12 protein-coding genes and 1 pseudogene are annotated in these 11,206 nt (G+C 70.6%); 6 read left to right on the top strand and 7 right to left on the bottom strand.

Going from position 1 to position 11,206, the window contains the following annotated elements; genetic code table 11:
• Window positions 1–615 precede the first annotated feature (615 nt).
• Window positions 616–1,455: a helix-turn-helix transcriptional regulator gene (locus ABZZ04_RS36620; RefSeq protein ID WP_356936564.1), complete on the bottom strand. Its 840-nt coding sequence runs from the start codon at window positions 1,453–1,455 to the stop codon at window positions 616–618.
• A 179-nt stretch (window positions 1,456–1,634) separates the two neighbouring features.
• Here ABZZ04_RS36620 and ABZZ04_RS36615 point away from each other — a divergent pair, with 179 nt between their 5' ends.
• Complete coding sequence (locus ABZZ04_RS36615; RefSeq protein ID WP_356936563.1) at window positions 1,635–2,396, top strand: SDR family oxidoreductase; 762 nt, start codon at window positions 1,635–1,637, stop codon at window positions 2,394–2,396.
• A gap of 211 nt (window positions 2,397–2,607) precedes the next feature.
• Here the strand turns inward: ABZZ04_RS36615 and ABZZ04_RS36610 are convergent, their stop codons facing one another.
• Window positions 2,608–3,231, bottom strand: a complete 624-nt coding sequence (locus tag ABZZ04_RS36610) for a TetR family transcriptional regulator (RefSeq protein ID WP_356936562.1) — start codon at window positions 3,229–3,231, stop codon at window positions 2,608–2,610.
• Between the two features lie 76 nt (window positions 3,232–3,307).
• Here ABZZ04_RS36610 and ABZZ04_RS36605 point away from each other — a divergent pair, with 76 nt between their 5' ends.
• From ABZZ04_RS36605 to ABZZ04_RS36590, 4 genes and pseudogenes are all read left to right on the top strand, one after another.
• Complete coding sequence (locus ABZZ04_RS36605) at window positions 3,308–4,003, top strand: NAD(P)H-binding protein (RefSeq protein WP_356936561.1); 696 nt, start codon at window positions 3,308–3,310, stop codon at window positions 4,001–4,003.
• On the top strand, window positions 4,000–4,407 hold the full coding sequence (locus ABZZ04_RS36600; RefSeq protein ID WP_356936560.1) for a TIGR03618 family F420-dependent PPOX class oxidoreductase: 408 nt from the start codon (window positions 4,000–4,002) through the stop codon (window positions 4,405–4,407). The genes ABZZ04_RS36605 and ABZZ04_RS36600 overlap by 4 nt, the downstream gene beginning before the upstream one ends.
• A gap of 35 nt (window positions 4,408–4,442) precedes the next feature.
• Window positions 4,443–5,315 carry a haloalkane dehalogenase gene (locus ABZZ04_RS36595; protein WP_356936559.1) on the top strand — a complete coding sequence of 291 codons (873 nt, stop codon included), beginning with the start codon at window positions 4,443–4,445 and terminating at the stop codon, window positions 5,313–5,315.
• Between the two features lie 867 nt (window positions 5,316–6,182).
• Window positions 6,183–6,294 (top strand): annotated as a pseudogene (locus ABZZ04_RS36590) (IS5/IS1182 family transposase); the annotation flags it as partial.
• Window positions 6,295–6,377: 83 nt separating this feature from the next.
• Here the strand turns inward: ABZZ04_RS36590 and ABZZ04_RS36585 are convergent.
• The 3 genes from ABZZ04_RS36585 to ABZZ04_RS36575 form a co-directional block, all read right to left on the bottom strand.
• The gene (locus tag ABZZ04_RS36585) at window positions 6,378–7,331 is read right to left on the bottom strand and encodes a hypothetical protein (protein WP_356936558.1); all 954 of its coding nucleotides are present in this window, start codon (window positions 7,329–7,331) and stop codon (window positions 6,378–6,380) included.
• The gene (locus ABZZ04_RS36580; RefSeq protein ID WP_283856424.1) at window positions 7,328–7,666 is read right to left on the bottom strand and encodes a PadR family transcriptional regulator; all 339 of its coding nucleotides are present in this window, start codon (window positions 7,664–7,666) and stop codon (window positions 7,328–7,330) included. Before ABZZ04_RS36580 ends, ABZZ04_RS36585 begins: the two co-directional genes overlap by 4 nt.
• A 520-nt stretch (window positions 7,667–8,186) precedes the next feature.
• Entirely contained in the window at window positions 8,187–9,248 is a 1,062-nt protein-coding gene (locus tag ABZZ04_RS36575; RefSeq protein ID WP_356936557.1) for a hypothetical protein, read from the bottom strand.
• Window positions 9,249–9,425: 177 nt separating this feature from the next.
• Here ABZZ04_RS36575 and ABZZ04_RS36570 point away from each other — a divergent pair, with 177 nt between their 5' ends.
• The gene (locus tag ABZZ04_RS36570) at window positions 9,426–9,716 is read left to right on the top strand and encodes a hypothetical protein (protein WP_356936556.1); all 291 of its coding nucleotides are present in this window, start codon (window positions 9,426–9,428) and stop codon (window positions 9,714–9,716) included.
• On the opposite strand, the gene ABZZ04_RS36565 is transcribed toward ABZZ04_RS36570, so the two are convergent.
• Both ABZZ04_RS36565 and ABZZ04_RS36560 read right to left on the bottom strand, forming a co-directional pair.
• Complete coding sequence (locus ABZZ04_RS36565; RefSeq protein WP_356936555.1) at window positions 9,671–10,429, bottom strand: S1 RNA-binding domain-containing protein; 759 nt, start codon at window positions 10,427–10,429, stop codon at window positions 9,671–9,673. The genes ABZZ04_RS36570 and ABZZ04_RS36565 overlap by 46 nt on opposite strands.
• 165 nt (window positions 10,430–10,594) lie before the next feature.
• Window positions 10,595–11,179 (bottom strand): DinB family protein, encoded by a 585-nt coding sequence (locus tag ABZZ04_RS36560; RefSeq protein WP_356936554.1) that lies wholly within the window; start codon window positions 11,177–11,179, stop codon window positions 10,595–10,597.
• Window positions 11,180–11,206 lie beyond the last annotated feature (27 nt).

Genomic DNA, 11,206 nt, shown 5'->3' with positions numbered 1-11,206 from the left:
CCGCGGTGTCGAGCGCGCGCCCGGGCCCGGCCGCACCGGCTCCCCCCCCGGGCCGCCGGCCCCCCCACCGGGGTGGCGGTCGCGGTCGCCGGGGCCCCCGCGACCGGTGGCCATGCCGAGGAGGTGGAACGGTGGACCGCACTCACAGGCGCGAGCCCGGTGCCTCAGCAGTGGTGACTCGCCGGGGCCGGAACCATGGACTGTGCTCTTGCGGGCGGTCTTCGGTGTGATGTCGCGGGCCCGCGGGAGGCGGCGGTACTCGTCGTGGTCGTGGCCGCGGTCGGCGAACAACCGGCCCGGCCGGTGCCCCGGCCGCCCACGGACCCCGCGAATGCGGGGGATCGCGTCCGGCAGTGGCATCGGCCGGAGCGCCCCGCCGGCTCACGCTCCTGCACAGCACGTGGACGACGCCCCGCGACGCAGCCCGGTCATCCGCCGGCAACCGTCCGGGACACCGATGCCACCGAGGCGGACGAGCCGGCAACAGCGGGGTCACACGTTCCCGAAGGCCACACCGACACTTCGGCTTCCGCGCGGCTCCGACCGGGGCCGACGCGAATCGTCGGCCCCGTGCCGCAGGTTCCGGTCCCGGGAAGGCGCTGGGTGGAATACGCCCTACCCGGCCGCTGCTTCCGTAGTCCGGCGAACCAGTAGGGCCAGTCGGCCGGCGGTCACCGAACCCGGCGGGACCGTGTAGGCGACAAGCAACTGGTCCGGATCGCCGGGCAGTGCCAGCGTCTCGTAGCCGAACTCCAGCTCCCCGGCGACGGCGTGCACCAGTCGCTTCACGCCGTGAGTCTTCTCTTTGACCGGGTGGTCGGTCCAGAGCCGGCGGAAGTCCTCGCTCTTCGCCGAGAGCTCGCCGACCAGGGAGGACACCGCAGGGTCGTCCGGGTGCCTGCCGGCGTCCAGCCGCAGGTACGCCACCGTCTCGGCGGCGACCGCGGCCCAGTCGGGGTAGTGGACGGGCGCGGTCGGATCGAGGAACACCTGACGGGCCTGGTTGCGTTCGGAGGGCGGCCTCCTGGAGAAGCCGGCGATGGCATCGGCGAGCGTGTTCCACGCGAGGACGTCCATGCGCCGGCCCAGCACGAACGCCGGGGTGCCGGTCATTCCGTCCAGCAGCAACTGCAAACCCGGACGAACGGCCTGCCGACCGCGGGACGCGGTCCGGCGCGCGGCGCGCGCCGGGCGGACCAGGTCCAGCAGATGCGCTTGCTCGGTTCCGTTCAGCTCCAGCACCCGGCCGATCGCTTCCAGAACCGAGTCGGAGACGTTCTGCCCGCGCCCCTGCTCCAGGCGGATGTAGTAGTCCACGCTCACCCCGGCGAGCTGCGCGACTTCTTCGCGGCGAAGCCCCGGAACGCGGCGCCGTCCGTGGGCGGGGAGTCCGACGTCCTGCGGCCGGATGCGGGCACGACGCGACTGGAGGAAACCGCTGAGGTCGTTGTCCATGCTCCTGAGCCTAGAAGAGCCCGGGAGGGACCCGGGAGGGACGGGGCATTGATCCTGGTACTGGCAGACCCAGGAAAACCGCAGCCCTGGGTAGCCGCCCCGGCCGTTCGCACAGTGGAACACGTCAACAAGGACGCGGACAGCGTCGGACATCGCCACCACGACCGGAAAGTACCTTCATGAGCTACGACACCCTTACGGGCCGCACCGCAGTCGTCACCGGAGCCGCGAGCGGAATGGGCGCCGCCACCGCCCGTCTGCTGGCCGCCAACGGGGCTCGCGTGGCCCTGCTGTCCCGGCGTGCCGACCGGCTCGATGACCTCGCCGCCAGGATCGCCGCCGAAGGCGGCCAGGCCATTGCCGTTCCCTCGGATGTCACCGACGACGTGTCCGTGGACGCCGCGGCCGCGACGATCCACGCGGCCTACGGGCCGACCGATCTGGTGGTGAACAACGCCGGTGTGATGCTGCCGAACCCGCTGGAGGACGGTCGCATCGACGAGTGGTCCCGGATGATCGACACCAACGTCACCGGCGCCCTGCGGATCGTCCGCGCGTTCAGCGCCGACCTCATCGCTGCGGCGGCCACCGGCAGGCCTGCCGACCTGGTCAACATCTCCTCCATCGCCGCGCATGTCGCCTTCCCCGACTACGCGGTCTACGGCGCGACCAAAGCCGCCCTCACCCAACTGTCCACCACGCTGCGCACGGAACTCGGCCCCCGTGACGTGCGCGTCACGAACATCGAACCCGGCCTGACCGACACCGAGCTGGGACAGCACGTGGACAACCCCGCCCTGTCACAACAGCTGCAAGGCATGTTCGAGGTCATCGACGCGCTCTCCGCCGAAGAAATCGCAGACGTGGTCGGCTTCGTCACCAGCCGCCCCCCACACGTCAACCTGCGGCAGGTGATCGTCCTTCCCACCCGCCAGGTATGAGGAGCCACAGCTCGACCGAACTCGTTCCCGGTGCAGTGACCGAAACAGGTCCACCAGGTCCGACGGTGTGACGGCGGGCCCGGCCCGTGGGACTTTCCGAGGACCTCGACGGACTGATCGAGGCGGTGCGGCCTTCGCCATGAGCCACCCGCGGGGAACCTTCGAGGAGTCCGTGCCGGCCAAGACCGGGTGGCACCCCACCGGACGCCCGTCAGCGTCGGCGGCCGGCTCCGGTGGCCGTCGCGGGGCGCGGCCTCGGGGCCAGGGCCGCGCGCAGTGCCGGGGTGAGGACGGTGCGGGTCTCGGACGGGGTGAGGGCGGCCGGGGTGGGGAGGGGATTGAGGTAGCGGGTGTAGATCAGACCGCCGAGGATCGTCACCACGGCCGTGGCGCGGGCGGTGGCGTCCCGGCCGCCGAGAAATTCAACGAGCCGGGCCAGCAGCTCGCGTTCCAGGTATTCGCGGATCACCTCGGCGGCCTCGTCGCCCTGGGCCGTGAGCCGCAGGAAGTCGGCGTCCTCCCACAGGCCTGTCACCGCGTCGATCAGGCGGTCGGGGAGGGTGGCCGGATCACCGCCGAGGACGTCGTCCACCGCCAGCGCATTGGCGCACTGGAACTGCATCACCTCCGCGAACAGGCCCTTCTTCGAACCGAAGTGGTAGGAGATCAGTGCCGGATCGACGCCCGCCACCGCGGCCACCGCGCGCACCGTGGTGCCCCGGTACCCGCGCTCCAGGAACAGCGCACGGGCCGCCGGGACGATCGCTTCGCGGGTCGGGGGATTGCCGCGGGGGCGGCCTCGGGTGCGGGCAGGGGCAGGGGTGGCGTTATTCATCAGCGTTGAGCCTGCGTGGCGTGATCGGCACAGTCAAGGGCATTCCAGCAATCACGCGAAGGGCTGACCCGACATCATGCGCATCGCAGTCTTCGGCGCCAACGGGCCGACCGGCCGCCACCTCACCGACCAGGCCCTCGCCGCCGGCCACGAGGTCGTCGCCGTGACGCGCCGTCCCGGCTCCCTCCCCTCCGATCGGCCCGGCCTCACCGTGGCCGTCGCCGACGCCACCGATCCGGCGGCTGTCGACGCCGTGATCGCCGGGACGGACGCCGTCCTGTCGGCGCTCGGCACACGCTTCGGCAAGGAGACCATCACGACGTACTCGGCGAGTGCCACGGCCATCACCGGGGCCATGACGCGCCACGGCACCAAGCGGCTCCTCGCCGTCAGCTCCAGCATCGCCGACCCGAACTGGCGCCCCACCGGCGCGCACTTCTTCAACCACGTGCTCGACCCCCTGGTGAACCGACGCCTCGGCCGCACCCTCCACGAGGACATGCGCCGCATGGAGAGCGTGATCCGGCGGACGGACCTCGACTGGACCCTCGTCCGGCCGTCGGGCCTGTTCGAGCACCCCGTCGTCACCGACTACCACACTGCCGGGACCAGTGCCGATGGCGTCTTCACCGCCCGTGCCGACCTCGCTGCAAGCATGCTGCGCGAACTCGAGGAACGGCGATACGTCCGTACGGCCATGGGCGTCATCACCACGGCCGTGAAGCCGAACATCGCCAAGCTGATCTGGCACGAGGGCGTGAAGAAGAAGTGAGCCGGAAGGCGACCGTCGAACTCTCCGCAGCGGCCAGGGCATTCCTCACCGGCCCCCGCACGGCCACACTCGCCACGCTGCGCCCGGACGGCACCCCGCACGTCACCCCGGTCCGCTTCACCTTCGACGCGGCCACCGGCCTGGTCCGCGTGACCACCCGGGCGGGAGCCCGCAAGGCCCGGAACGTCGCGGCGGGCGGACCGGCGGCCCGGACCGCGCTCTGCCAGGCGGACGGCATGCGCTGGGTCACCCTCGAAGGCCGGGCCACCGTCACCCGCGATCCCGCGCACCTGGCCGAGGCGATCCGCCGGTACACCGAGCGCTACCGCACGCCCCCGCCCTACCCGCCGGACCTGGTCGTCGTCGAGATCGCCGTCGACCGGGCCCTGAGCCTCAATCTCTGATCAATCCGATGCAATGAAAGCGAAGTGACACCGCGATGCCCACCCTGCCCGTCCTCGACTCCACCCTCCACTACCGCGATTCCGGCGACCCGGACGGACTGCCGTTCGTCTTCCTCCACGGCAACCCCACCTCCTCGCACCTGTGGCGGAACGTCCTGCCGGGCGTGGCCGCGCCCGGCCGTCGCCTTCTGGCCCCGGACCTCATCGGCATGGGCGACTCCGGAAAGCCCGACATCGCCTACTCCTTCGACGACCACGCCCGCTACCTGGACGCCTGGTTCGACGCCCTCGGCCTTGCCGAGGCCGTCCTCGTCGGCCACGACTGGGGAGGCGCGCTCGCCTTCGACCGCGCCGCACGTCTCCCCGGCCGCGTGCGCGGCCTCGCCTTCACCGAGACAATCATCAAGCCGCTGGTCGGTGACGAGTTCCCGGCCGCAGGACGGGAGTTGTTCACGCTCCTGCGCACCCCCGGGGTGGGCGAGGAGATGATCCTGGAGAAGTCGCTGTTCGTCGAGGGACTCCCGGACACGCTCGCCACCCCGCTCGCCCCGGCCGACCTGGAGGTCTACCGCCGCCCCTTCCCGACCCCGCGGAGCCGTCGCCCGATGCTGGCCTGGACGCGCATGATGCCGCTGGACGCCGAGCCCGCGGACGTGGTGGCCCGCATCGAACAGTACGACGCCTGGCTGGCCGCCAGCCCGGAGGTTCCCAAGTTGCTCGCCGCGTTCGAGCCGGGTCCGGGCGCCATGACCGACCGGCGCGCCGTGGCCTGGTGCGAGGAGAACATCGCAGGCCTGGAGGTTTCCCACCACGGCCCGGCCGGCCACCACTCCCCCGAGGACCGGCCCGAGGAACTGGCAGCGTCGATCGACGCCTGGGCCATCCGGCACAGGCTGGCAAGCCGGTAGCCGTCCCACGACGGAACCGGCAGCCCCGACGCCGGCCGGGCAGTCGCCCACGGGTGCCGCACCGCGATCGCCCTGGGCGGTTTCGTCGCCGGTGGCGACCTTGACGCGGTCGACCGCGGGGGCCACGGCGTCGCATACGCGGCGGGAAGCCACCGTGTTCTCCATCTCGCCGTTCAGCTTCGACGGGTCCCCGTACGGACTGCTCTCCTACCACTCGGTTCCGGCGTACCGGGCCGGATCCCCCGGCCAGCCACGCAAGAGCCAACGAACCAGTGGGTGACATGGGTACGGTCAGCACCTGCGATGCCACCACGCCAACTCCGCGTCTGCCATCGGCTCGTGATGTGTTCGCCCGAGGAGCACCGCGTCCAGGCGCTCGACCCGCACCCGAAGTTCGCCGGCGGCCCTTGGCGGAAGCATGAACAGAGCATCCTGCAGCTTGTCCCGGGCCCAACCCTCGCCGCAGCAGGGGCAGGTGAACTCCGCCTCCCACCGCCTCCACCGGCGCCTCGTGCCGTGGACGCGCACGGACCACACGCTCAGCGCCACCGCCACGATGCCCGGAGAAAGCCGCTCCCGTTCGAGCACACGGACAGCGGCATTCGCCGCTCCCGACAGACCTGGGACATCGCGATACCGCACCCAGGGGCTGTCCCGGACGCGTTCGCGCGGCCGAAGCGAAGCCGGTGTTCTACGAGGCACGGCCCCTTCGGATGCAAGTCATGGACGGCATCCTCCCACAACCCGGAATCGGCCGGACAGAACCCGGCGGTGGGAGACGCCTCGGGCCCGGCGGGGACAACTGTGTCGCCCACGTGCTGTGCGAGAGCGTGAGCCGGCGGGACGTTCCGGCCGGGCCGGTGCCCCGGCCACGACCAGGACAAGTACCGCCGCCTCCCGCAGGTCCGCGGCATCACACCGAAGACCGCCCGCAGGCACACGGCCCATGGCTCCGGCCCCGGGCAGGACCCGCCGGGTCGCCGGACGGATCTTGAGACGACTGCGGACATCATTCCGAAAGGATCGGTTACTCCCCATGTGGTTACGGAAGTTGACGGAGGGTCAGGCCTGCGCCTCGCGGAACCGCTTCACCACGTCGCCCGCGCTCACCGCCAGTACCACCACCGCCGTCACGGTGTAGAAGGACTGCGGGGTCTGCCAGCCACCGTTGACATCGTCCAGGAAGGCCGGGTTGAACAGTTCCTGCTGGTACAGGACCCACACCAGCGGCAGCGCGAAGGCCGCCTCGGCGCCGACGCTCCAGAACGCCAGCGAAGGCGTCCATGCCCGCACGGACCGGATCACGTCGAGGGCCACGAGGCCGGCGAGCCCGGCGAGGATCGGCCAGATCCACCCCGACCACAGATCCGGGTCGAGCACGTCGAGGGGGGTGCCGCCATCGGTCCGGTAGGGCTGCGCGGTGTGCTGCCAGACGATCAGGGCGATCAGCAGCGCGTGCCACGCCACCCGGGCGTAGACCGCCGGGTCGCGCTTCTTCGGCGCGGTGCGGTCGGGGAGGTCGTCGGGCGTCCAGGTCCGGCCGATCCCGCCGGGCAGCCTGCCGGACCGCTCGATCAGGGCGAACACCACGGTGAGCCAGGCGATCATCTGCGCGCCGACGACGAGCACCGTCTCGACGGCCCCGCCGATCACCTCGCCGATGCCCCGGCCGTCCAGCACGTCGAGCACCGCGCCCAGGACGGTGACCGCGGGCAGCACGGTGGACAGCAGGACCGTGAGGAGCCGGGTGTACGTCGGGTAGAGGCCGGGCCCGATCAGTGCGAGCGGCCGGTCCGCGTACCGGGCGGCGAGCCGGATCGGGTCGCCCATCTCGGTGAGCACCTCGCGCTCGACGGCCTCCGGGCCGGCCGGGTCGCGGGCCTCGACGGTGTCGGCGATCGTGGCGCGCAACTCGTCGGCCACGTCGGCACGTTGGTCGACCGGTATGCGCCGGACGACCTCCACCACGTAACGGTCGGTCAGTGTGCCGGTGTCGGCCACCTGCGACTTGCTCAACGGTCCCCCTTGGTCAGTCGTGATATCGAGGTGCAGAGGTCCTGCCACTCGCGCAGCAGTCCGGTGCGGACCCGGGCGCCCTCGGGGCTGACCCGGTAGAACTTGCGCGGCCTGGACTCCTCGGTGTTCCACTCGCTGATGAGCAGCCCCTGTTTCTCCAGGCGGCGCAGCAGCGGATAGAGGGTGTTGCCGTCGACGGAGACGCCGGCGTCGCCGAGGGTTTCCAGGAGCGCGTAGCCGTACTGCGGCTCCTCCAGGAGCGCCAGGCAGGCCAGGACGACCGTGCCGCGGCGCAGCTCCTGGGCCTGGCTGAGGATCAGTTCATCGGTGCCCACGCATCACACGATACTGTGCGCCGCACACTAATGTCACGTCGCAGTGCGGTCGACGGATCGGCGATGGGACGCCGTACGCGGATCCGTGAGGCTCTGGGGTTCCGCCCGGCGGCCCGGGGCGACGAGGGGGGAACGGCTGACCGGCCGATTCGCCGATGAGGTCCGCCCGGAGCAGCTGGTGGCCGCTCTGTCCGCCGGCGGGGTGGTCACCTGGCGGTGGTCGAAGACGGTGTCCGCATACGGCAACAGGTGCCCCGGCATCGGAAACGCCGACTGGTCGAGATCGGCCGGCTCGGGCCCCGGACCACACCGTGCTTGGCGCGTGCCTCGATCGTGCCGGTCTCACCGCGGACCTGGAGATCGATCATGCTTCGACCCCAAGGCTTCCAAGATCTGCCGGGCGGAACCCGGCCCTGTTCGCCCTGGGCGTTCCGCGTGCGTCGGACTCGAAGAAGTTCGGGTCCTGGTCCTCGGGCTTCATGACCGAGTGCCACGCCCGCTGCACCGATTGCCACGCCCGCTACGGGGTCCTTCCGGCGTCGGCCTTCGCGATGCGGTCGGCAAGTACGGCGGACAGGTCGAGGATACGGGTGCCCCGCTGCTCGGTCGGATCGTCCAGCTGATGCGCCATGCCGATGAAAGCGCCTTGACGGAAAATCAGGGCACGGTTGACCATCAACGGCGTCGGGTTGCTCCTGGTGTCCGTGCCGTCCGGATCAAAACCCTGACTCTCTTCGCCTCTCGGCTCCAGCGTTGTCTTGCGGAAGTTGTTGTACCCGCGGTCGGCCTCTTCGTAGTCCTGCACGATGTCGTTGTACGCCCGGTGGGCGGCATCGGCGTCCGGGAACGCCAGCACCAGGAACTCCGCCAGGTTCTCCCCCTCGTTCTCGCCCCGGCCGAACTCCACCACGCCGGCCGCGGTGGCGTTCCTCTCGCATTCGGGTGCTGCCCGGCAGAGGGGGAGACCGGCTGCTGACGCCTTGACCTCCGGTGCCCCGACCCAGGGGTACTCCTGGATGTCCATACTGCTTCGGTCCGGCAGGATCTGGCGGACCGTATCGGTCGTGGGCGGAAGGGCGGCGGCGCGGTCGGCAGAGCGTGTGGTGCCAGGGACCGGCGGCGCATTGCGCGGTGGATCGTCTGCGTCGTCGAACAGCCGTACGACTCCGTAGGCGGCAAGCACGGCCGTCAACACCACCAGGACGATGCCCGCACCGAGGGACAGCCGCCCGGCAGGAGTGTTGTTGATGGTCAGCGGGCCGAGCGCGATCTGGCTGCGCGTCGTTGTGCTGCCGGTCGGGACCACACTGCCGGTGTGCTGCTGTGAGGACGCGTGCAGGAGCACCGCGAGCCGTCCGGCGAACTCGGTGTCGTCGCTGATCTCCTCGGCGAGGGCGTCCTGCACACGCCTGATGGTCTCGGGATCATCCGGTGAGTCGACCAGCTCGCCCAGGGCCGCCCGCCCGCGATCGGAACGGCTGAGCCGGCCTCGTACGAGATCCGACACCGCCGTGTTCGCGGCGCCGGACGCCGCGGCGGACAGAACTTGCGCAGCCATCGCGGCCAGATCAGGTGCATCCATGCCGGCCCCCATGCCGTCCCGGTCCCGTCATTATGGCCACGCCCGCGTCGGCGCGGGTGCTTTCGGGAGTACGGATCGGGGACATCGGCGCAGTCGTCATCATCGCCGAGGCGCCGATCCCACGACTTCCCGGACCGGATGCCGACTGCCGGAAAACGAACGCCACCGTCTGCCGACATGCTCGGTGTGCCGCGGACGACGGCGTACGGACACCTCGACAAGCCCGAACCCGAGACCGGGACCGTGCCCCGCCGGCCTTTCGGCGGCCGCATGGACGGCGGTTCGCTCGCGAATGCCGCGTCCACCATCCGCACGATCAGCTGTTCCTCGTTCGCGACGTGGTGGTGGAGCGACATGGTCGGCATGCCGATTTCCGCGGCGGCCCGGCGCATCGTCGCCCCGGCCGCTCCCCCGGTGTCGGCTCAGGTCCTGTCCGCTCCGTCAACGGCGCTCAGCCGCACCTGGTGACGCCGGAGATCGACCTCGGCGACCCTCACCGTGATCAGCCGGCCTTCATCGACGAGCTGATCCGGGGTCCCGACGGTCTCGACCGGCTCGTCAGTCGGCTCGGAGAGACGAAGGAACCCCACGACGCCGGGAGCGAGCTGCACGAACACGCCAAAGGGAACGATCTTGGTGATCGGCCCGGTGAGGATTCGGCCGGCCTGATCCGCGAACCGAACGAGCGGATCCTTCTGCAGCGCCTTCAACGAGAGCGTGACCTGACCGGAGCGCGTCTCGGCGATGATCACCTCGGCGGTGATCCGCCGACCGGTCTCGACCGCCTCGGAGGGGTGGTCGATCCAGTCCCACGTCAGGTCCGGCACCCGGATGAAGCCGGTGCACAGGCCGTCCGGTTCGCCGTCGACATGAACGAAGACCCCGAAGTCGTGGACTGCGGAGACCGTCCCGGCAACGACCTGCCCTGGTTCGAGCGCGAGGAGGAAGGACCGCAGGGCCGGGTTCTCGCAGGCCCTGGCGGAGAGGTGGAGCTGACCTTCGCGCCAACGCCCGATCTCTTCGGCATCGATCTCCTGGCCGACCTCGAACAGCTCGGACGGATGCTCCACCCGACGCATCGACGCTTCCTGCCGAGGAATCCGACCGATCTCGACCGCCCCTCCTCCGGCATCCACGAGCCGCACCAGGACGTCCGCTCCGTCGAACCCGGTGACCTTCACCGTTCTCACGACTCCTGGCCGGAGGCGGTTGATCAAGGACTGCATGCGAGGGTCAGGGGTCGGCTCGGACACGGGGGCCAGCCTAGGGCTTGTCCGGGCGATCAGGGTGCGGGCGGCGCTGCAGCCCTCGTCATCCGGCTCCGCATGTGATCGCCCTGACAGGTCCTAAGCCCTGGTCGGTGCGGCCGCCCCGGCGGCCCGTTCGACCTTCGCGCGATGGGCCGCACGGGCTTCCTCGTCGATCGGTCTCTCGTGTTCGGCGCGTATCCCGGTCCGGCCGTCGATGCCTTCGCGCAGGATGTCGGCGTGCCCGGTGTGCCGGACTGACTCGCTGAGGACATGGGTCATGACGGCGAACAGGTTCGTGTTGGGATACGGCTCCGGCCACCACGGCACGTGGCCGGGGGCGTCGAGGGGAAGCGCGTCGATCGTCGCGTCCGAGTGCTCCCACGTCCGCCGGTAGAACCCGATGATCTGATCACGGGTCTCGTCCCCGGCCGCCCACAGATCGCTGCCGTCGGAGTCCTGCCACCGGGGCAGCGGCTCCGGGGAAGGGCGGTCGAAGACCTCGCCGAAGTACCTGGCCTCGACAGTGGCCACGTGCTTGACCAGACCGAGAAGGTTGGTCCCGGTCGCCGTCAAAGGCCGACGGACGTCGTACTCGGACAAGCCGTCGAGTTTCCAGAGCAACGCCTCACGGTCCCGCCGCAGCCTCCCGTGCAGATTGTTCTTCGCGAATTCATCGATCATGTGGAATGAACCTTCCATGGGTTGTTC

Source organism: Streptomyces sp. NPDC006435 (assembly GCF_040612315.1).
GTDB lineage: Bacteria > Actinomycetota > Actinomycetes > Streptomycetales > Streptomycetaceae > Streptomyces.
The sequence above is the reverse complement of the archived record's forward strand: the minus strand, read 5'-3'. Positions and strand labels throughout refer to the sequence as shown.